The sequence below is a fragment of the Flavobacteriales bacterium genome (genome assembly GCA_019694795.1).
Lineage (GTDB): Bacteria > Bacteroidota > Bacteroidia > Flavobacteriales_D > UBA2798 > UBA2798.
In genome coordinates this window covers 142,890-165,738 of sequence record JAIBBF010000001.1, presented here as the reverse complement: position 1 = coordinate 165,738, position 22,849 = coordinate 142,890, and the positions used below count along the sequence as shown (strand labels likewise).

General features: G+C 37.1%; 19 protein-coding genes. 18 read left to right on the top strand and 1 reads right to left on the bottom strand.

All coding sequences use genetic code 11. The annotated features are described in order from the left end of the window. Positions 1–5 precede the first annotated feature (5 nt). From K1X56_00640 to K1X56_00590, 11 genes are all read left to right on the top strand, one after another. The gene (locus K1X56_00640; protein MBX7093200.1) at positions 6–1,955 is read left to right on the top strand and encodes a tail fiber domain-containing protein; all 1,950 of its coding nucleotides are present in this window, start codon (positions 6–8) and stop codon (positions 1,953–1,955) included. Between the two features lie 26 nt (positions 1,956–1,981). Then, on the top strand, positions 1,982–2,953 hold the full coding sequence (locus K1X56_00635; GenBank protein MBX7093199.1) for a glycosyltransferase: 972 nt from the start codon (positions 1,982–1,984) through the stop codon (positions 2,951–2,953). A 33-nt stretch (positions 2,954–2,986) separates the two neighbouring features. Then, positions 2,987–3,784: a class I SAM-dependent methyltransferase gene (locus tag K1X56_00630; GenBank protein MBX7093198.1), complete on the top strand. Its 798-nt coding sequence runs from the start codon at positions 2,987–2,989 to the stop codon at positions 3,782–3,784. Then, entirely contained in the window at positions 3,781–4,617 is an 837-nt protein-coding gene (locus K1X56_00625; GenBank protein MBX7093197.1) for a sulfotransferase family 2 domain-containing protein, read from the top strand. Before K1X56_00630 ends, K1X56_00625 begins: the two co-directional genes overlap by 4 nt. Next, entirely contained in the window at positions 4,617–5,564 is a 948-nt protein-coding gene (locus tag K1X56_00620; protein MBX7093196.1) for a hypothetical protein, read from the top strand. Before K1X56_00625 ends, K1X56_00620 begins: the two co-directional genes overlap by 1 nt. Then, the gene (locus K1X56_00615) at positions 5,548–6,732 is read left to right on the top strand and encodes a glycosyltransferase (protein MBX7093195.1); all 1,185 of its coding nucleotides are present in this window, start codon (positions 5,548–5,550) and stop codon (positions 6,730–6,732) included. The genes K1X56_00620 and K1X56_00615 overlap by 17 nt, the downstream gene beginning before the upstream one ends. Next, positions 6,725–7,648, top strand: a complete 924-nt coding sequence (locus K1X56_00610) for a glycosyltransferase (GenBank protein MBX7093194.1) — start codon at positions 6,725–6,727, stop codon at positions 7,646–7,648. Before K1X56_00615 ends, K1X56_00610 begins: the two co-directional genes overlap by 8 nt. Before the next feature lie 89 nt (positions 7,649–7,737). Then, positions 7,738–8,670, top strand: coding sequence for a hypothetical protein (locus K1X56_00605; GenBank protein MBX7093193.1), 933 nt, complete (start codon positions 7,738–7,740; stop codon positions 8,668–8,670). A gap of 1 nt (position 8,671) precedes the next feature. Beyond that, complete coding sequence (locus tag K1X56_00600; GenBank protein ID MBX7093192.1) at positions 8,672–9,283, top strand: acyltransferase; 612 nt, start codon at positions 8,672–8,674, stop codon at positions 9,281–9,283. After that, positions 9,267–10,460 carry a glycosyltransferase family 4 protein gene (locus K1X56_00595; GenBank protein ID MBX7093191.1) on the top strand — a complete coding sequence of 398 codons (1,194 nt, stop codon included), beginning with the start codon at positions 9,267–9,269 and terminating at the stop codon, positions 10,458–10,460. The genes K1X56_00600 and K1X56_00595 overlap by 17 nt, the downstream gene beginning before the upstream one ends. Further along, a complete protein-coding gene (locus K1X56_00590; protein MBX7093190.1) occupies positions 10,457–11,593 on the top strand; it encodes a glycosyltransferase family 4 protein in 1,137 nt (378 codons plus the stop codon). Before K1X56_00595 ends, K1X56_00590 begins: the two co-directional genes overlap by 4 nt. Here the strand turns inward: K1X56_00590 and K1X56_00585 are convergent. Then, a complete protein-coding gene (locus K1X56_00585; protein ID MBX7093189.1) occupies positions 11,590–12,510 on the bottom strand; it encodes an NAD-dependent epimerase/dehydratase family protein in 921 nt (306 codons plus the stop codon). The two genes, K1X56_00590 and K1X56_00585, sit on opposite strands and share 4 nt — an antisense overlap. A gap of 89 nt (positions 12,511–12,599) precedes the next feature. Between K1X56_00585 and K1X56_00580 the strand changes: the two genes are divergently transcribed. The 7 genes from K1X56_00580 to K1X56_00550 all read left to right on the top strand — a co-directional run bounded on the left by K1X56_00580 (position 12,600) and on the right by K1X56_00550 (position 22,847). Further along, positions 12,600–12,995 carry a hypothetical protein gene (locus K1X56_00580; protein MBX7093188.1) on the top strand — a complete coding sequence of 132 codons (396 nt, stop codon included), beginning with the start codon at positions 12,600–12,602 and terminating at the stop codon, positions 12,993–12,995. Further along, positions 12,992–14,614 carry a CotH kinase family protein gene (locus K1X56_00575; GenBank protein ID MBX7093187.1) on the top strand — a complete coding sequence of 541 codons (1,623 nt, stop codon included), beginning with the start codon at positions 12,992–12,994 and terminating at the stop codon, positions 14,612–14,614. Before K1X56_00580 ends, K1X56_00575 begins: the two co-directional genes overlap by 4 nt. After that, complete coding sequence (locus tag K1X56_00570) at positions 14,611–15,936, top strand: O-antigen ligase family protein (protein ID MBX7093186.1); 1,326 nt, start codon at positions 14,611–14,613, stop codon at positions 15,934–15,936. The genes K1X56_00575 and K1X56_00570 overlap by 4 nt, the downstream gene beginning before the upstream one ends. A gap of 38 nt (positions 15,937–15,974) precedes the next feature. Next, a complete protein-coding gene (locus tag K1X56_00565) occupies positions 15,975–18,455 on the top strand; it encodes a CotH kinase family protein (protein ID MBX7093185.1) in 2,481 nt (826 codons plus the stop codon). After that, positions 18,452–19,462: a hypothetical protein gene (locus K1X56_00560; GenBank protein MBX7093184.1), complete on the top strand. Its 1,011-nt coding sequence runs from the start codon at positions 18,452–18,454 to the stop codon at positions 19,460–19,462. The genes K1X56_00565 and K1X56_00560 overlap by 4 nt, the downstream gene beginning before the upstream one ends. Then, on the top strand, positions 19,459–20,520 hold the full coding sequence (locus K1X56_00555) for a glycosyltransferase (protein MBX7093183.1): 1,062 nt from the start codon (positions 19,459–19,461) through the stop codon (positions 20,518–20,520). Before K1X56_00560 ends, K1X56_00555 begins: the two co-directional genes overlap by 4 nt. A 233-nt stretch (positions 20,521–20,753) precedes the next feature. After that, on the top strand, positions 20,754–22,847 hold the full coding sequence (locus K1X56_00550; protein MBX7093182.1) for a T9SS type A sorting domain-containing protein: 2,094 nt from the start codon (positions 20,754–20,756) through the stop codon (positions 22,845–22,847). The last annotated feature ends 2 nt before the right edge of the window (positions 22,848–22,849 follow it).

Sequence of the window (22,849 nt, the reverse complement as noted above, 5' to 3'; positions counted from 1 at the left end):
TTAGCATGAAATATATTGTTTCAAGCCTTTTGATATTTTTATTTGGATCACTTTTTGCTCAAAGTGTTCCTCAAGGTATCAGCTACCAGGGGCTCCTTCGGAATACAGGTGGTTCTTTGGTCACCACCCAATCCATCAGTTTGCGTTTTACCATTCTTGAAGGATCAATAAATGGTCAAAATGTTTGGCAAGAAGTGCATCAAACAACAACCAATGAGCAAGGTTTGTTTTTCGTAGTAATTGGTACGGGTACTTCCACAAATACAGGGTCACAACCCTCGTTTAGTGCAATTAATTGGGGTAGTGGTCCGCACTTTATCCAAGTGGAGGTAGATATAAACGGCGGAAGTGTATATACTTTTATCGACACACTTCAATTTTATTCTGTTCCTTATTCACTTTATGCTTTAAAAGCAAATGCCTTATTAAATCCTCTTTCAATAAATGATTTGTTTGATGTGGACACCTCAGGAGTTCAGGTTGGACAGGTATTAAAATGGAATGGTTTCAATTGGGTTCCACAAAATGAAATGGTAGTGGATACGGTTTTGTTTGCCTATACAAGTTCAGTTGCCACGCATGCAGATACTGCAATTGTTGCTGATTATTTGATTCATCAACCTGATTCAGTTTTATATTCTACGTATGCAGATTCGTCCTTATTCAGCAATAATTCATCTTTCTCTGATAGTTCAAATTATGCTTACTATTCCGACTCCTCTACATTTGCATGGAATTGCGGAAACATCCCTGCTTCCTGGTTGTTAAGTGGAAATTCGGGGATAAATTCATCTTCTCAATTTCTTGGTACTACGGACGCAACTGATTTGGTACTGCGTACAAATAATGTGGAAAGAGCAAGATTTACTTCAACCGGCCGGATCGGAATCGGAACGGTAAATCCACTAGCGGATTTACATCTGGAGTCACCAAATGGGTTTATTGCAGCAGGAACTTTTGGAAATGGAGCAACTTTACCTATTTCAGGTGCCGGAACACGAATGATGTGGTTTCCTTCTAAAGCAGCATTTAGAGCGGGAACAGTTTCTGCTTCGGAATGGGATATTTCTAATATAGGAAACAACTCATTTGCGGGAGGTTTTAACAATATTGCAAAGGGGGATAATTCATTTGCTTCCGGACAACAAAATCAGGCTTTAGGAACGAATTCAGCTGCTATAGGATGGGGTAATATCGCTTCTGGTTTTAATAGTTTTGCGGTTGGTTCGGGTGGACAGGCAAGTGGTCCATATGCAATTGCATTAGGAAGGGGACCTATCGCTAATGATTCGATGTCGATTTGTATAGGATATCATTGTAATTCCACAGGGATTGCATCCTTAGCCTTCGGTTATCAAACTACAGCCTCCGGCGATTATTCATTGTCGATGGGATATAATAGTTCAACGGGGGGCAAACGGGGTAGTTTTGTATTTGCAGATGCTTCTTCTGCTGCAGTAACAACAAATACGGCAGACAACCAATTTATGGTGCGTGCTTCAGGTGGTTATATGTTGTATTCAAATACGGCTCTTACTTCTGGGGTAAGTCTTGCTGCCGGGGGAGGATCATGGTCTACATTAAGCGACCGGCAAATGAAGAATAATATTAGAAAGGTAAATTCAGATCATATTTTAGAGGGATTAAAGGCACTTCCGGTATATACCTGGAGCTACAAAACGCAGGACTCTTCGATCATCCACATGGGGCCCATGGCTCAGGATTTTTATGCTGCCTTTAAAATGGGAGAAAGCGATTCTACGATTTCATTGGTAGATGCAGATGGAGTAAATTTTGCGGCTATTAAAGCATTGGAAGTAAAAACGGCAGAGCTTAAACTAAAAGAGAAAGAAATTGATGATTTGGAACGAAGAATAAAACTAGCAGAAGAAAAAAACAAAGCTTTAGAAGAGCGCTTAAAAAGATTAGAAAATGCTTTGTTGGAAGAAGAATGAATTCGAATAAAAAAATTACAGTGTTAATGCCGGTTTACAATTGTGAGCCGTATTTAAAGGAAGCCATTGATAGTATCTTAAATCAAACTTATGCTGATTTTGATTTTTTAATTATCAATGACGCATCAACCGATAAATCTGAGGATATCATTTTATCTTATTCCGACCCCAGAATTATTTATTTAAAGAATGAGACCAATCTCCGTTTGGTTGGCACATTAAACAGAGGATTAGACTGTATTTCTACCCCGTATATGGTCCGAATGGACGGTGACGATATCAGCACACCTGATCGTCTTGCAAAACTCCTGGACTTTATGGAATCTCATCCGGAAATCGGTGTTTGCGGATCATTCATTGAAACTTTTGGGAATGATAATTCCATTTGGAAATACAATGAAACAGATGAGATGATTCGACCTTGTATTTTTTATAAAAGTATGGTTGGTCACGCCAGTGCAATTTTTCGGATGTCAGTTTTAAACCATCACCAAATCCGATATTCTGAACGTCATATTCACATGGAAGATCGCGTAATGTGGCTTTCCTTGTTTTCCATTGCCAAATTTCACAATCTGCAGGAAGCATTATATAAATACCGGATTTTGGAACATAATGTTACGGTAAGGAATCGGGAGACATTATCAGAAAGAGTAACTAGGTTTTATGAAGAATTATTCCCAGAATTTGGGATTGAATGTACTAATAACCTTTTGCAAATACATTTGGGATATACTGATTTATTAAATTTTGAAGAAAAAGAAATTACAAATTACATTACTTGGTTGGAAAAATTAAGATTTTCTCATTTCGATGTTAATCTGGGGCTGACTAAATTTGCCATGAATTTTCATTATAAAATAATGGAGTCTCGATTTGTTAATCGTGCGAAAGCGACGGGGAACGGTGCAATTATCTGGATTTCTACTAAAAATGAAACTTTATTTAAACGGATCCTATTGGTTTTGAGGTCAAAATTGAAAAGAAATAACCATTAATATTTATTATTTTTGAATTAATAAAAACCAGAAATGTCAGATTTTAACGCAAAGGAATATTGGGAAAAGAGGCTAAAAAATGATTATAGCCTTCATGGTGTAGGTTATATTGGCCTGGGTGAGGAATATAATAAATGGATGTATAAGGTGAGGACCAGAATTTTTAAAAGAGCTATAAAAAAAATTTCTTTGAATAATTCTTCAACAAATGTTTTGGATATCGGATCAGGAACTGGATTTTATATTGATTTATGGAATAAGCAAAAAATAAAGAATGTTGAAGGCGCTGATATCACACAAGTGGCGGTTGAAAATTTAAAAGAGAAATTTCCTGAAAATAATTTTTACTGCTTAGACATTTCATCAAGCAATGACGTTAAAACCTTAAATCAGGGTACTTATGATGTAATAAGTATTTTTGATGTGTTATTTCACATAGTTGATGATGAGAAATTTTTAAATGCGTTAAAAAATATCAATGCACTTCTTAATAAAAATGGGAAGCTGATATTAACTGATAATTTTATTCACGATAAAACATTTAGAAGCCAACATCATGTTTCTAGGAATATAGATGAATTTTACAATGCATTAAATGAGGCAGGTTTTAAAGTTGAATATCGTAAGCCTGCATTTGTTTTCATGAACGCTCCTGTTGATGCGAGAGGAAAATTTCTAAAATGGATATGGGTAACTCAGGAAAAACTTATTTATAGGAATAAGCGGTTCAGTTCAATCGTTGGGTCATTTTTTTATCCTTTGGAATTATTATTTACGAAATTAAAAACTGAAGGGCCTTCAACAGAAATTGTAATTTGTTCTAAAAAATGAAAATTAAAGCCGCGGATCATATTATATTTCACCATATTCCCAAAACAGCTGGCACCACACTTTATTCTATAATTGACAACTCATTTTCCGGAAAAGTCTATACTATTAATGGCAATCAGACAGAACATGATGATTCAAAAAAAGAGTTTTCTGGCCTTCCTCAAAATGTGATTGATTCAATTGATCTTTTAAAGGGACACCGAACATATGGAATGGATCGACTTTTTAGTGGCACAGTAAAATATCTTACAATATTGCGGAAACCCGCACAACGGCATATCTCTGGATATTATCAGATTTTAAAGGTTAAGCCGGAACTAAAAGAAAGGATCGAGTTTGTAAAATCTCCACCCAGTTTAGAGGAATACGTTAGAATGGGAGATATTTATTATGGGAAAAATCCTCAACTAAAAACGTTTCTAAATATTCCTGATCCTACAGTTGAAGTTAATGATGAAATGTTGACAGTGGCATTGAAAATCATAAAAGATCAATATTTTCATGTTGGGTTAACCGAAGAGTTTGATCGGACATGTATAATATTAAATCAATACGAAGGATTTAATATTGAAAAGTATTTAAAGCGTAATGTTGCGAATAATTATGATCGCACTAAAATTTCAGATAATTTAATAAATCTTTATAATAAAATCCATTCTTACGATGTGATATTTTATGATGAGGTTCGAAAAATTTTTGAAGGCGAATGGGATAAGGTAATCAATGGGGAAGAATTACTAGATAAATTTCAAAAGAAAAATAGAAAGTGGAATAGGCAGTTTCTTTTAAAAGAAAATATTAAACGAGTTGTTAAAAAAATAATTAGACGATAATGCCAATAGTTCGGCTAGTAAGAAATTACAAATTTCCGGAAATTGCTAGACAATCGCCTGGTTGTAGTTCAGAATGGAAGGGATATTTTTTTACTGAGGAAGAAATTCCCGAGGCTGATTATTTGGTAGTTTTAAATTATCCTTTAAAGGATGTTAACTGCAAAATTAAAAAAGGCGGGTCAGTTCTAATTGTCCAAGAACCTCCATTAGAGAGAAATTTATATAATCGAGAGTACTTCCCTTATTTTGACCTTGTTGTTTCTCATTTTGATTTCCCCAAAGTAAAAATAATACATGAGCAAGCTGCATTGCCATGGCACATTAACTTGACCTATGATCAATTATTAAAATCTGATGTGTCTAGTTTAGAAGATAAAAAAGATGAAGTCTCATGGATAACAAGTAATATTAATTTATTTCCTGCACATCAATTGAGATTAAATTTAATTGAACATCTTAAAAATACATCAATCCCCTTTAAGCTTTTTGGAAGAGGATTTAATCCAATTGATGATAAAATTGAAGTTTTAAAATATTCAAAATACACAATAGCAGCGGAAAATTTTATCGGTAATGATTATTGGACTGAAAAGATTCAGGATGCTATACTTTCATGGAATGTCCCCTTTTACTACGGTTGTCCTAATTTAGGTAAGTATCTACCCTCGAATTCCTTTATCCCCGTGAATATAGAATCTCCATTAGACACAGTTTCGGAAATTGAATTAGCTATGACCGGAAAGTTTTGGGATAAAAATATTGATCAATTAAGTGAGGCTAGAAATATAATATTAAACCGCCTTCAATTTTATCCTAGATTAGTGAATATAATAGAACAACTTGAAGTTTCTAATAAAAGAAAGAATTTATTTATCCCGAAAGATCCTTTTAATAAAAGCCTTCTACACAAACTGATTTCAAAATTTAAATATGGAAATGGTAAATAAAAATATTACCATCCTCTCCCAATCCTATCCCTTCGGTGTGGCAGAAGTTTTCCTTGAAAATGAATTGAAGGTGCTGGCTTTGGAATTCAAAACAATCACTGTAATTAATGCTGATTCTCGTTTTTTAACACAAAGGTCCATTCCTGAAAATGTCCATTCTGTTTCATTAGGAAAGGGAGCAGGTAAAAAGGAAAAATTTGGGGCTTATTTATCCCCCTTATGTTTAAAATCCATTTTTTCCTTACCGTCACCGGAGAGAAAATTTTGGTTAGGTTATTATGCTGAGGCCTTGAACAGAAAAAAATTTCTTGAAAAGAATGGATTAAATAAAACAGAAATCTATTATTCGTATTGGGGTGATGAATGGTCATTAGCATTAGCCCTCCTTAAGTCGGAAGGAAAGATTAAGTCATTTTATTTCAGGGTACATGGATATGATTTGTTTGAAGAACGTACAAGTGGGGGTAAAATTCCATTTCGATCGTTTGTAATTAAGCAAGCAACACGCATTTTTCCTGTTTCCGAGGCTGGAAAAATATATCTCGATAATAAATATCCTGAACACAAATCAAAATATGTGAAAGCTAGTCTTGGTGTTTTTGATCGTGGCATCACCTCCATCAATGAAGACGCTATTCCCATTGTTGTATCCTGTTCCAATCTTATTCCTCTCAAGCGTGTTCATTTGATCGCTGAGATTTTAGGTAGCTTAAATCGAAAAATTAAATGGGTTCATTTTGGCGATGGGGTAGAACGTGAAAAAATCATGCAAAAAGTAGCTTCTTTTCCACTGGTTGAGTTAAAATTAATGGGCCATGTGAAGAATGATATTATTTTGTCATTTTACCAGGAAAATGCTGTTGATGCCTTTCTTCATATGAGTGAGTCGGAAGGAGGAGTTCCTGTTTCAATCCAGGAAGCCATTAGTTTTGGAATCCCTGTTTTGGCAGCAGATGCCGGGGGTGTTAAGGAAATTGTTTCGGAGCGAACAGGTATTTTGCTTAATCATGCTGTTGATGTGCCTATAGCAACTGAGCAATTGCAATCGCTGCTCAATACCTATTCCCGGAATAAAGAAAAGCGATTAGCAGTGCGCGAAGTTTGGAAAGAAGGTTATAATGCAGAAGTTGTTTTTCATCAATTTGCGAAACAATTAACCAATGAATGATTTAGTGTCCATAATCATCCCTTGTTTTAATGCTTCACTTTATGTTAAGGATGCGGTACAGTCAGTTATTGGCCAAACCCATTCTAATTGGGAGTTGATTTTGGTTGATGATCATTCTACGGACTCTACATTTTCCGAATTGGAGAAATTGCAATTGCTCCATCCTTCCAGAATAAAAGTTATGTTAAACCCTGCAAAAGGAGCTGCTGCAGCCAGAAATGCAGGTTTGGCCATATCAACCGGAAATTACATCCAATTTTTGGATGCGGATGATTTAATCATTTCTAATAAAATTGAAATACAGTTACAGGGATTTTCACCGGATGTTGATGTGGTATATTCTGATCTTCGGATTGATTCATTTCATGAGAACAAAATTTTAGAACATCAGAATTTTAAATCATTCGGTGATGATCTTTTTTATTCCGTTTTCAGGCAGATTTTAACCTCAGGAAACCCTCTTTACCGGGCTGAAGCAGTAAAGAAAATTGGGGGGTATAACCCGGATTTATCTGCTGCACAGGATTGGGATTTTCACATTCGATTGTTTCTTTCGGGTTCAACGTTTTCATATATTCCCGGCGAGTTTTTTATAATTCGCAAAATGTCCGATTCCATTTCATCAAATTGGGTAAAAGTGTATGAAACGGCTTGCGATCATTTACCACAATTAAAGTCCGGGATTCGCAATCATTCCCTTTATTCGATAAAGGTGGGGGATTATTTGGCTTCTGTTTATTATTTAACGTTGGTCCATAGTAAAAAAGTTAGTAACCGAAGCTTTTATAGGACTGAAATGAGATTTTGGGCTGAGAATCGGGTCTCTTTTATCCATTCAGGAATGAAAAGAGTCATTGCAAAAGTCATTGGTCTTCGTTTTCTTGAATTACTGGACAGGATTAGGTCCCGGAATTAAGAATCATTTCCATATTTCATTATCTTCATAGTTTAATAATCCGTACAACGATCATCTTCTCAATTGGAGATTTAAATTGAACCTGCTTCATGGAGTTTAACCGTGGCATAATAACCTTAGCGCAAGGCAAACAACGATATATTGATATGGCAGTTAATCTTGCTAAATCAATTCGTTTAAATTCTCCTGGTTTACCCATTGCAGTTATCACGGATCGCCCGGAGGCCGAAATGAAAAAGTGGTTCGATTATGTAGTGCCTGTGAATCCTCGTCATGGATTGGGCCTGGTTCAAAAGGTTTACTTATATGATTATTCACCTTTTTCTGAAACGATCTTTATTGATTCGGATTGTTTGGTGGTGAATGATTTTTCTTTTCTGTGGGATCTTTTTCAAGGAAATGATGTTTCTGCAATTGGAGAAAAACTCATAGATGGAAACTGGGCCGGAATGTCTGTAACGGAAACATGTGACCGATTGAAGTTGCCTTACATCGTTCAATTGAACGGAGGTGTTTATTACTTTAAAAAAAATGATACCGCCGCTGCCGTTTTTTCTAATGCTCAGAAGTTAATTGAAGCCTATGACACCATTGGTATTGCAAGATTGAGAGGGCAGGTAAATGAAGAGCCTCTAATGTCACTTTCGATGGCTCAATTTGGTCTGAGTCCAATTAACGATAATGGGAAAGGTATGCGTACACCTGTTGGTCAGAAAGGTGTTTTTCGAATGGATATCTTAAAAGGATATTGTTCTTTTCTCAAACATAATATTAAGGTTGAGCCTGTAATCATGCACTTTGGAGGCGGTTACCCTGAAGCTTTTCATTACAGGAGAGAGGTTCTGAAAATGAAAATTTATTTAGCTACCCGTATTCCTAAATTTATTATTTCAGCCTTTGTTAATGGTTTCGCGAATTCATTTTATGCTATGTATGTTTTTGCATATCGATGCTTGAAATTTATAATGGGAAAATCGAAGTTTAAAATGAGTCCACTATTACCTATGTTTAAATTTGAATGATATGAATTGGAGAACCATTCTGTATGCATTGAGGTATCCATCCATTTCCGGAAAATTTATTCCGTTTGTTGTTTCTATTCCTGCCCGAATTAAAATAAGAACAAATAATCTCGTCCTGCACGGACGTTTATTTATAGGTGCACCGGGGCGAAACAAACAACGTGTTTCTGCAACTAAAGTAAATATAGATTTCGCAGATAACAGCGTTGTACAAATTGGTCATTCAGTAAGTGTTGGACCGGGAGTTCATATTGTTGTCAAACAAAATGCGGAATTAAAGATTGGCGATGGTACTTACTTTACTTCCGATTTACATCTTGAATGTTGCAAACAAATTTCCATAGGAAATAATTGTGCAATTAGCTGGGGATCCACTATAATTGATTCTGATCACCATGAATTGGACTATGAAGGAAAAATCTCTGCTGAAGAAAAAGTTATTATTGGTGATAATGTATGGATCGGATGTAACGTTACCCTGTTAAAAGGTACAGAAATCGGATCAGGAAGTGTTGTAGCGGCAGGAAGTGTTGTAAAAGGGGTTTTCCCAGCTCACGTGTTAATTGCCGGAAATCCCGCACGAGTTATCAAGCAAGATGTCAAGTGGAAATGATATGCCGGTTTTACAGTTAATATATTCAAAAGGAAGCAATGAAATATTGAACCGGCAATCTGCTTTGGGTTCTTATATCTTTTGTTTATGTGGTTTGTTGGAGAAAAATGGGTGGAAGGTATTTATCAATAAAGATCCTTTCGATTCATTAGTCATTTCTTCGGATAAGCCAGGTACTTTAAAAAGCCGGAAGAAATTCAGCGTTGGAAAATTTGTCCCTTCTTTTATCAAAGATGTTTTGCGCGACAAAAAGCTTTTTCGTCGAAACGAATTAGTTTACAAGGATTGCATTTCCTTGCCGAATTCTCCTGATTTAATTATGGAGTTTTACACCTATGGCTCGGATCTTTCATTAAAAGTCAGTGCCTACTACAATAAACCATACTGTTTAGTGTTTGATGCTCCGGTGTTGGAAGAGTATGAGTTTTTTAACGGTAAAAAAATAGTTGGCAGGAATAAAATTTTAAAGTTGCAAAAAGCTTCTGTTGAACATGCTTCAGGAATAGTAGTTTACTCAGAAAGCATGAAAGATTTTGTTGCGGGGATTGGTGCAGTAAAGGAAAAGATCCGTATTCATCAGAATGTTGATTTTTCCCGGTTTGAATTTTTTGAACCTAAACCTTTTTCTAATGAAATGTGTATTGGTTTTATTGGTTCATTCTTAAAATGGCATAACGTAGATCTTTTATTGGAAGCATTTAGTGATCTAAGAAAGGATGGATTTAATATTCGCTTAAAGTTGGTTGGAGCTGGAATGGAATTTGATCGGATAAAAAGCAAAGTGATGTCCGGACCCGATTCAAATCAAATTGAATTATTAGGTTACCTTGATGGTGCTGAATTAGCCAGTGAAAAAAGGAAGATGCATATAGGTGTTATGCCTGGTTCCAATTGGTATGGAGCTCCAAATAAAATTTTTGAATATGGAGCAGCTGGATTAGCTGTTGTGGCTCCTGATACTTTAACGATACATGATCTCTTTGGAAAGGATAAAGAGGTATTATTATTTAAAGAAAATAGCAAGGATCAATTGGTTGCTTCATTGAGGGTCTTAATTACAGATTCGAACAGATATGATGAGCAATGTCTAAAACTTCAGCATCGGATAAAGTCGGATTATTCTGAAACAAATACTGTACAATTTTATTCCTCATTTTTTGATTTTATTTTGTCATGATAAAATCAATTGCACTTTTAACCGATGGAATTCATCCTTTCGTTTTGGGAGGCATGCAAAAGCACAGCTTAGGTTTATGTCGTGCATTAGCATGGAGTGGGGTAAAAGTCATTTTATTTCATGGCATACCAGAAGGAAATCCTGTTCCCTCCAATGAGGAAGTCGTCCAGGCTATTTTTCCTAATGGAAATTTGCCTCCGGTATTACCGGAAATCAACACGGTGATTTTTCCTGCAGCTGGAAAGGTACCTGGACATTATCTCCGAAGATCAAAACGATTCTCCCGTGAGATAGCCCGACAATTAAATCAATATAAGGTCGATTTAATCTATTGTCAGGGATTTACTGGCTGGACAATTCTTGAAAACAAAATGCGCAAGGCTCCGGTTTGGGTCAATTTTCATGGATTAAACATGTTTCAAAAATCCTTTGGTTGGAGGGCTCAACTAGAATCATTTATGTTACGCGGTCCTGTGAAATCACAATTGCAACGGGCAGATAAAGTTATTTCTTTAGGCGGCAGATTGACTGAAATTTTATTGGAAATGGGAATTTCCTCCTCTAAAATTTTGGTTCAGCCGAATGGTTTAGATCAATTTTGGTATGAGAATACTGAAAAAATAAAAATAAATACCCCAAGGAAGATTTTATTTGTTGGTCGGAATGATAAGGTGAAAGGCTTGGATTTATTATTCCCTGTCCTCAACATGTTTACCACAGATAAAGTGGAATTTCATTTTGTTGGTCCATTTAATTCTTCGGAATCAAAAAATAATGCAAACATCATTTTTCATGGTGTAATTTCTGATGAGACGGAAATGCGATCCTTAATGGACAAAATGGATTTCGCTATTTGTTCGAGTTATTCAGAGGGAATGCCGACGTTTTTATTAGAAGCCATGAGCCGTTCTTGTGCCTTAATTTCTACGGATGTTGGAGCGGTGTCGGAGTTGGTGACTACTCAAAATGGCATATTGATAATACCTGGCTCGACCGAAGCCCTTTATTCTGGGATAAAAAAGGGGATTGAAATGAGTGATGAAGAATTGTTAAACATGAAACAGGCGTCCCTTTCCCATGCTGCAAAGTTTACATGGAATTCCATTGTTCAGTCAATGGATGTGGGCGCTTAGGGATTTTTTAAAGTATTAAGTATTCCCTCTGTTAACCCCGTCTCCGGTTTATACCCCGTTGCATTAAATAATTTCTCCGAACTTCCCCAGCGGCGACCTACTTCATAGTCGTAGCGTTTACTGGGTGATTCTATAAAATGTATTTCAGATTTCGATTGCGTAATATCGATAATGGTTTGAGCCAGATCTTTGATTTTTATTTCGCGTTCATTGGCCACATTGTATATTTCACAACCCTGAATGTTTTGCATTAAGCGCATGCAAGCCTCAATGGTATCGTCAACATAAGTAAAGTCGCGGGTTTGCGAACCTGATCCATAAACGGTGATAGCTTCATTGTTTTTCGCTTGTTCAATAAAGCGCGGAATAACCATGCGGTTGTCCTGGGCAGGACCATAAATATTAAAAAAGCGAAGGGAAACCGATTGCAATCCTTTTTCCTGATGTAAAGCGGCAAGATAAATTTCATTGTAGCGCTTCGCAATGGCATAACTTGTGCGCGGATCTACAACGATGTTTTCCGTAACGGTTTGATCAATGGCGGAATGTCCGTAAATCCCACTGGTGGATGCGTACATTATTTTTTTGATTCCGTTTTGTAATGCGGCTTCACAAATATTACGCATGCCAATCACTTCGGTGTCCATGGTTTCTACCGGATTATCGGCTACAACATCTACCCCGAGAACAGCGGCAAAATGGATGATTAAATCACATCCCGCAGAGAGCTCATGCATTAATTTATGGTCTCTTACATCCGCATGATGAAATTGTATTTTTCTGAAAATTTCAGGTTCTATTTTGTTTCCCCGAAGCAAAATGTCGGCAACAATCACGTCGTGCCCCTCATTAACCAGTCGTTTTACCAGGTGACTCCCAATAAACCCGGCGCCTCCGGTGATAAAAATTCTACTCATAGCCAGTGTGTGTAGCTGCAAATATACTTGCTATTCGCATTGGTCTAATGGTAAAAAGGTTATTTTTGTTGAGTAACAGGATTTTATCGATGAAAGCACTTTTTTCTGATTTACTCAATGGTTTTGCACTGTCTGATGTGCCATTATTCCTGATACAGATTGCCAGTGCTGCTATTTTGGGTCTTCTGGCTGGATTATTCAGCAAAAGTGATGAGAAAATTTATTCTTCTGCTTTATTTTCTTCCTTATTCGCCGTGTTAACCGCATTGGTAAAATATTCTTTTCCGCTTTCCATCATGGTGCTTGTACTTGCTGTTTTATTCAGTGTGCGTTTTATGCGCTTCTGGAAAGATGATGCGGCATTTATCCTGTACCTGGCCAGTGCTGTAGCCGGAATTTGTTGCGGAGCGGGATATGTTATTTTAACATTCCTTTCATTTATTCTCATTGTGTTGCCATTGTTGTGGCTGCAAAAGCGTTCATGAGATCAAAAGTCAATATCGCTTTTATTTATTTCCTGCTGGTGATTGGTGTTTCCTATGCATTCATGTCGCCTGCTGTTAAGTGGACCGAATTACCCAATTATGCGATTGATGCTAAGCATGAATTTTCTTCAGATGCTGAAACCTATTATTCAACCGATGGTCATCACTGGGTGAAGGACCAGTCGCAATTGAAATTTTTTCTTCCGAAAGGAATTCATCGCTTAAGTGCCGTATCTACGTCCATTCGTTGGAAAGCTCCTGTCGGAAATTTCCCTGCTTGTGATTTTTACGTTTCATGTCAGGTGGATCGGAAAAATAAAAAGCGCTCAGCATTAAACTATCATTTCCATTCATTAAGCACTTCCGGAATTCCCCAAATGGCATTATGGATCAATCCGGATGATTTTTTCAGCAATGAAAGTGGAATATATGTAATGGGAAATACATCCTATTTCAGCACCAATGTTCCAACAGGAACTCCCTGGTGGGAACGTCCGGCAAATTATAAACTCAGAGGCAAAAAGTGGGCGAGAGGTGTGCATGTGATGATGAATGATGCCAATGGAAATCTGGTTTTTGAGTCGGATGCATCAGCGCGGATTCACGGAAATGCTACAAGGGCTTATCCGCAAAAATCCATTCGCTTAAGTGCAAAAGGCAAAAAGAAAAACACCGGTTTCACGGGTGATGTTTTTTCGGAAGGAAAAGCTGGAAAATGGAAAGATTTGATTTTACGGAATGGTGGTAACGACTGGGATCGCACCATGATTTCCGATGAATTTATTCATCGCCATTTTTCGCATTGGCCGGAGTTAGGTGTCCACCTGATTGCTCAACGCTATGTTCCGGTTGAATTATTTATCAATGGGGAATATTGGGGACTACATAATTTAAGAGAGCGTATCAATGAAGATTATTTATCCAACCGTTTCTCCGTCTCAAAAAAGGATGTCGCCATTATCGAAGGTACAACCTTGAGTCATGGAAATAAACGCGATGTAGATGATTTCAACCAATTGCTGGATTTTTGTCGCACAAAAGATCTTTCGCTAGAGGAAAATTACAATTACGTAAAGCAACGTTTAAACATTCCCGCCTTTGTTGCCTATTTAGTAACTGAAATCTATGTGGCAAATACGGATTGGCCGGCTAACAATGTAAAGTGTTTTCGCATTAATGATTCAAAGGCTGACAGCTCCATGCAAAAATGGAATTTCGTGCTTTGGGATATGGATTATGGAATGGCATACTCAGGGAAAGATGCTTTTACCACAAACATGATTCAACGAATTCGAAATTCGAAATCTCCAATAGGAATCTTGTTTAAATCGCTGGATCATTCCTTAGAATTCAAGCAGATGTTTGGCCAAACCTTGAATCAGGATCCTAAATTAAATTCGGAGACGCTGATTTCCTCCTTTCAGCAAATGTCAGATCGCATTGAACCGGTAATGCCTCAACAGATCCGGAGATGGAGAAGACCTCTTGGAATGGAGGAATGGAAAAATTTTCTGCAACTTCAAATCGAGTTTTTGGAGAATAGACATCAGGAAATAATGAAGCATTATAAAAATGATGTTTCCGAAGAAAGTATAAGGGCAGAAAAAGCTTCAAAATGAAAGATCATTTAAGCAGACATATTCAATCATATGTGATTTTTCTGATTTGGGGAATCGTGGGTTGGTTTTCTTCCGTTGGAGCCATGATGGTGGTTTCCTTATCACTTTTATTATTTTGGAAAAGTGAAAGGTATCTCGAATTATTGATGGGATTTTTGCTGGTCCTGGTTTTTTCAGATAATCTAGATCACTTTACTTTCGCAAAATCTTTTAAAAACGTATATATTCTGTTTTTGTTTATTACGATTTTCACGCGTAAAAAATATTTTTCACCCTTTCCAACTATCCATGTTGGATTTATACCTTTTTTAATTATTGCAACCATTGGTTTGATGTACGCAGGGAATTTTTCTGTTTCACTTCAAAAAACAATTTCTTATTTTTTATTACTTGTGGTTGTTCCTTTTTATGTAGTTGTTATTCATAGGGAGAAAGGACTAATCGGACTAAAAGATTTGGCCTGGCTGATGGTCCTAATAACCTTGTTTGGGATTTTATTTAGGATAGTCAATCCAGAATTTTCTTATTTGGCAGGACGATTTCGAGGTTTGTTTGGTAATCCTAATGGTGTTGGTATTTATCTATTTTTATCGTTTGCCTATTTCTTTGTATTGCAAACTTTGTATCCCTCATTATTTACCAGAAATGAGAAAAGATTTTTTTATATCATTTTTATTTATGCACTATTGATTTGTGGATCCAGAACGGCACTATTATCCGTTTTTATATTGCTGCTTTTCACCCGGCTTTATCGCTTCTCTCCGTTTATTGGTTTTATTATTTTAATCATCATTATGTTTTCGCTGGAATTGATTTTCCAAAATCTGGTTTACATCATTCAAACATTGGGCCTTGAGCAATACTTCCGGTTAAATACATTGGAAGAAGGTTCCGGCCGTTTCGTTGCATGGGGTTTTGCCTGGCAAAAAATTCAGGATTTCTTCTTTATTGGAGGCAGTATGGGTAACGATGAATTTATTATGAGGCAGAATTACGGTATGCTTGCAAAGCTGGGGCATCAGGGAGGGGTACACAATTCTTATTTAACATTGTGGTTCGATGTAGGAATTATCGGACTAGTCCTATATTTTACCAATTTTATTAAGCTATTTATTCAGGGGGCAAGAAAAAACCGTGTAGCTATACCTGTCCTGTTCGCAACCTTGTTTTCTATAACTTATGAAAGTTGGCTGGCAGGTTCACTCAACCCATTTACCATTATTTTATTCTGCACGATTACAATCTTAATTTCGCCTGAAATTATACCTGAAATTCAGGAATCTGAAGAAAATTTAAATGAAGCGATACAGATTAAGAATTAATTAATCATTTATTCTTCATTTTCAAGTATTTTTACCCCATGGCTCTGCAACCCAAAACGCGTAAGCGGATTTTTTACGGATTTCTTGGATTATTTGCATTTTCTCTAGTTGGGGGATTTTTTGCCAATCGTTGGGTGAAATCCAAAGGTTATTCCAACCTCTGGGAGTTTATTACTACTACCAGTTCAAATTATGCCGGAAGCTTTAAAGCACAATACGAAACATTGTCCATCACCATTGATGAAGCTGATTTTAAAAAACTCGAACAACAAAGGGAACGATCGCTGGAGCGGGGAGTCATGGTGAATGAAGAGGACAGTTATGTAGATGCCTTACTTGAACATAACGGTACTCCCATTCGTGCAGAGTTGCGCTTAAAGGGACACATGCTTGATCATTTGCAGGAAAAAAAATGGTCCTTCCGGGTGAAGACGAAAAAGGGGGATGCCTTTTTAGGGATGAAACGCTTTTCACTCCAGCATCCCGGAACACGCAATTATATTTACGAATGGATTTTTCACACCATGATGGAACATGAAGACATTATGGCATTGCGCTATATGTTTTTACATGTAAACGTAAACGGAGAAAACTGGGGTGTATATGCGCTGGAAGAACATTTCGGTCAGGAATTAGTGGAAAACAATGAACGTTTAAAAGGACCCATTATCCGTTACAATCCGGAATTATATTGGGTGTATCGATTGAATGAATTAAATAAAATAAATATTACGGAAGAATATGCACAAATGCAGTCTTCCTACTTTGAACCTTACGATACCAAGAATACCTTAAAAGATTCTTCCCTGCGTAAATTGTTTGTCAATGCCATGGAACGCTTAGAAGGATTTCGTCGCGGCGATTTAACTACTTCGGAAGTTTTCGATATCGAAAAATTAGCACGCTTTCATGCGATTATCGATTTGGTTGGTGGACACCATTCTCTCGATTGGAGTGATGTAAAGTATTATTATAATTCTCAAACCCAATTACTGGAACCTGTTTCGTATGAAAGTTTCAGCGTAAGAAAAACCAATCAGCTGGCAGGTTCATATCGTTTTACCGGAAAAAAGGAATACATCAATGATCACCACAATGCACTTTTTAATGATACGGCATTTTTCGCGGCTTATATCCGGGCCTTGGATCGGATTGCCACCAAAGAATGGCTCGATCAGTTTTTAACTTCTGTTGATCCCGTTTTAAAATCGCATTTGGCCATTCTGAATGCTGAATTCCCTTTCAAAAAATATGATCCCAATTTATATTATAACAATGCCAAGAGCATATCGGCTATTTTAAAATCACCTAAAGGATTTTATGCTCATCTCGAGAAAATCAAAGATGATTCATTGGAGTTTAGTATTGGAGGTATAGAGTCATTGCCTTCGGTTATTTATGCGCTAAAAATTGATTCTCTTCGTATTCCATTAGCGCAACCAATGGTTGTCCCTTCCAAGACGCCGGATGATTATGTGAATTATAAAAAAATAAAAATCGGACGTCCTGCCGGTTTAGCCATTACTGAAAAAACTGATTTTGTATTTGAGTATTCATTGCCTGGAAGAACTGAACGTAAAGAAGAAAAATCATTTACATATTCTGCTTATAGCTATTCCAAGGCAGAAGATGCTTATTTGAATCAGCCTGCCAATTTATCGGAGTTTCCATTTATGGTGGTAGAGGAGTCGAGCAAAACCATTCATGTTGTGCCGGGGCATCATACCCTAGATCGCGACATGATTATTCCTTCTGGTTACACCGTGGTGATATTAGCTCAAACCTCATTCAACTTAAAGGATAAAGCAAAAATTATTTCTCATTCATCCATAGATGCCAATGGAGAAGAAGGAAATCCAATTGTGTTTAGTTCGGAAGATGGAACAGGAATGGGAATAATACTACTGGAAACTTCCGGTGAAAACCATTTTAATTTTGTTCATTTTAAAAAATTGTCGCGACCCAAAAAGGGTGATTTTTCGCATGATGCAGTATTCAATGTTTATGGTTCATCCGTTGAAATGAAAAACTGCCTGGTGGAAGAATGCAAAGGCGCAGGATTAAGTTTTGTACGATGCAATGCCCGACTTCAAAACGTGTATGTTTATGATTGCTCTTCCGATGGAATTCGCTTTTTCTTTGGTAATGCAGCACTGAATAAAATCACGGTAAAAAAATGCGGCGATAATGGAATCGTATTGAACAATGCCATTGTTCGCGCCGAAGAATTAAAAATTTCGAAAACAGAGGATGAATTATTGAAGATCGAAGATTATTCAACGTTACGCTCTAACACTTTAGATTTAAGTGAGGGTCCACTTGGAATTAATCTCAGTAATTCTTCGGTGCTGAACGTGGAAAAATTAAATCTGTCGCAATTAAAATTAGGATTGAAAGTGCATCATAAGGGACAAGTATTTGGTCCCGCTTCCGGCACAATTAAATCGCTGAAGTCAACCGAAGTTGATCAATTGGATGAGGTGGAAGAGGATTGTAAACTTGAAATCCTTAAGCAATGAATCGCATTAAAATTGTAGTTTCCATTTTAGCTGTATTCGTTCAGGTGCAATTCGGATTCGGGCATGCCATGAATGGGAAATCGCTTCCTACAGTAACTGGCGATTCCTTTTCGTTTTTTGTCAGCGGACATTTTCACGGTAGTTCCAACAATACTACCGGTCACCCTGCAAAAACCATCACCTCCAATCTTCAAAAAATAAATGCAGACAGTTCACTTTTTCTGATTCACCTGGGTGATTTTTTTCTGGATGTAAAGAATGATATTCCGAATTATACCAGCGATATTTTAAATCCCTTGCGAATCCCGCTTTATAATGCAGTCGGAAATCACGATTTGTCTTCAGATGTTTATCAGAAAAATTACGGAGCCACCTGGTTTTCCATGGTAGTTGGCCGCTGGAAATTTATTATTCTCGATACGGAACTGAATGATGGTTCAATAGAAGGAGAACAATTAGATTTTTTAAAATCGGAATTAAATCTTGCCGATTCGTTACATGGTGTGTTTTTGTTTGCACATCGCTTAATCTGGGCTGAAGAACATCCGCAGCTCAAAGATTTATTTACGGATAATACCCGAGGTTCTCATCCCTCCAATTACAGAAAAGATATCTTACCCTTACTTGAACAATTATCTGCCACCAAAAAAGTCTGTTTCATGGGCGGTTCCATGGGAAATGTTCCCACGTCATTTTTTGTGCATCGCGAAGGTAATATTCAATACGTCGCAACCGCCATTCGCGATACGCCAAGGGATGCGCTTTTAAAAGTGAACATAAAGGGAGATCAATACCAATTGGAAAGTTTTCCGCTTGCTATGTCGCCCGAATTTTATGATCTCGACTATTATGCGCCTCACAAAGTAACAAAGCCTGCCTTTAACTGGCGACTGGTACCGCTCTATACCAAACAAGCGATCGGTCATCGTTATTTCTGGTATGGTGTAATTTGTTTGTTGTTGCCATTGGTGCTGATTCGTTTTATGTTTAAACGCCGAAAGAAATGAGCGATTCAAAACGTAAAATTCTGTTTTTGTACACCGAATTAGCCGGTTATATTCTGAGCTGTATCGATGAATTAGTGAATACTACTTCTACAGAAGTAATTTTAGTACGTTGGCCCCTCAACAAAGAAGCTCCGTTCGATTTTAAATTTCCGGATGGTATTAAGGTGCTACAACGAAATGAAATCAAGGATGATGAATTACTGGCAATGGCTAAAAATTTTAATCCGGATTTAATTTTTTGTAGTGGTTGGGTGGATAAAGGTTACCTGAAAGTTTGTAAGGAATTCCGATTCAAAATTCCGGTGGTTGTTGGACTCGATAATCAATGGGATGGAAGTTTTCGTCAACGCATCGCATCATTGTTTCGCTTTAAATTGATTCGTCCCTATTTTAGTCACGCCTGGGTGCCGGGCGAGCGACAGAAAAAATTTGCAAGGCGATTGGGGATTCCCGAAAAAAATATTTCGACCGGTTTTTATTCGGCAGATACGCGTCATTTTTTTAAAATCTATAATGAATTATTACCCCTTCGAACTTCTCACTTTCCGAAACGATTTATTTATGTAGGCCGTTATTTACCATTTAAAGGTATTCAGGATTTATGGGATGCTTTTGTTGAATTACAAAATGAACATCCGAATGAATGGGAATTGTGGTGTTTAGGAACGGGTGATTTATGGGATAAAAAAGTGGAGCATCCAAAAATAAAGCACTTCGGTTTTGTTCAACCGAATGAGATTTCCGGAATCATTGCTCAAACCGGTGTGTTTATTTTGCCCAGTCAATTTGAACCCTGGGGAGTAGTGGTACATGAATTTGCAGCAAGTGGTTTTCCTCTTATTTGCACACCCAATGTTGGTGCATCGGAAGTGTTTCTTGAGGAAAATAAAAATGGCTTTTTGATTGAGGCAGGAAATAAAAATTCAATTAAAGAGGTCCTAACTAAATGCATGAATTTGAATCAGGATTCTCTATTGTCCATGTCGGTGCACAGCCATTTACTTTCAAGCAAAATCACCCCGCAGGTTTGGACGGATAAATTGCTTAATATTCACTAACTTAAAAAAAATTGGTCGAAATTTATCTATTGATATTCAGTTAGTTGTTTAACCTGAAATTGCTTAGATTTTTTCTGTTTCGCGAATTGATGTTGATAATCAGTTGATTTTATTTTCAAAGGTAATCGATGTCATAATTCCGTGTACCCGGTACTGAGTGAGGTCATTTTTCTGTCCATGCTTAAAACGATAACTTTGGCCTCAGAAATTAAAACCCCAAAACCAAATTTTATATGAAAAAGTTTACTTTTTCTGTTCTTATTGCCTTTTTATTAAGCTATACGGCTATAGGACAGACCTATCCAACACCTTATAATTTAGCTTTACTTGGAAATTATTCCATGACGGATTGGGCTTCTACAAGTACTGCAGGAACCTATCCTACTTCTATGGTTTTTCACAAGCTTTCACAAGTCAATCCAAATTTATCTTCCACTGAAGTAGGGAATATTACTGGTTCGTATAGCCTGTCTACCAAAACACGCATGAATGGATTAGGCGCCGGCGGATTTAGCTTTACCAATTCCAACACTACTCCAGATAATACGGGATATCAAACGAACAGAGGCGGACATGCTATCCTCGCGGTTAACACAACAGACAGAACAAATGTTCAGGTTTCTTGGACCGCAGGTTGTACAAATGTGCAAATAAGAAAATATGCAATTCGCGCTCAATATAGAATTGGAACTTCAGGGTCATGGACCGATGTAATTTCTGGTGGCGGAGAGTACAGCAGTGTAAGTGGAGTAGGATCTACCAATTTTGGTCCTGTAACTCTTCCTGCTTCCTGCGATAATCAATCCGTAGTACAAATCAGATGGGTTTATTATTTTGTGTCAGGCGCTTCTACCAACGCTTCAACATTGTTTGTGGATGATATTAGCGTTACGAGTATTCCATTAGTTACTTTTAGTCCATTGTCAAGTGTTTGTATTAACACGCCATCATTTGTCTTGTCGGATGGTCAACCTATTGGAGGGGTTTATTCAGGTCCGGGCGTTGTAGGAAATACATTCGATCCTGCCGTAGCCGGTGCGGGTACACATACACTCACCTATACCTACACAGATGGTAACGGTATTTCTAATTTTGCTACTTCCAATATCACAGTAAGTTCTTCAGCCTGTGTTCCAACAACCGCATTAACTACTGCATCATGTGGAGCAGTAAATCTTAGTATGTCGAGTTATATTTATTGCGACAATGTTTACCAGGCACAAGATTATGAATTCGAATTTACCAATTCAGGTTTAGGCTACTCGCAAAACCGTGTTAGAGGTCAAGCCGTACCAAGTATTGGATTAAGTGCTGTTCCGGGTTTGTTATATGGTCAAACGTATAATGTAAGAGTTAGAGCAAAAGTTGGTGGAGTTTGGGGTGATTTTTCAGGTATTTGTTCTATTTCATTACAAGCCGTTGCACCAACCACTCAATTGACTCCAACATTCTGTGGTGCTTCTGGTATTTCTACCAATAGCAGTATTTCCTGTAATTCTATTGCAGGTGCAGATAATTATGAGTTTACCCTTACAAATACATCATTGGGCTATTCACAGGTGAAATATAGAGGTCAGGGTTTACCAAATATTTCCTTGTCAGCTTTTTCAGGTTTGATTTATGGAACCACCTATGATGTTTCTGTTAGGGCTTACATCAATGGCGCATGGACTGATCCCGGAGCAACTTGTCAGATTACTTTAAATGGTGGTGTTCCAACAACTACACTTGATGGTGCAAGTTGTGGTGCAACCGGATTAAGCAGATCAACCGGAACCATTACTTGTACTTCTGTAGCTTCAGCAGTAAATTACCAATGGAGATTTTATAATGGAAATACATTAGTTACATCTGTAACTACAGGTGGAACAACAAATACACTCGGAAACATTCAAGGGTTAATTGCAGGAAATTCTTACAATGTTGATGTTCGTGCAAAAATTGGAACTACCTGGGGCTCTTATTCAACTCGTTGTTCAATTACGCTTGCATCAGCCGTTGCAATGGATGAGATTATTGAAGTTCAACGCTCAATGGAAATAAATGATGCTTCAACAATTTCTGATTTCAATTTATATCCTAATCCAACAGAAGTTGGAGGATTTGTAAATCTATCTTTTGAATTGCCAACGTCAATGGAAGGGAATTTAATTTCACTTGATATTATTGATATTTCCGGTAAGCTAATTCACTCTTCTAAATACAATTCCAATGTTGGTGGTAATTTCTTATCGGTTCCTGTAGGAACAGAATTTTCATCTGGAATTTATTTTGCAAAAATCATGATTGGATCTGAAATGAAAACCATCAAATTTTTGGTTAAATAAAG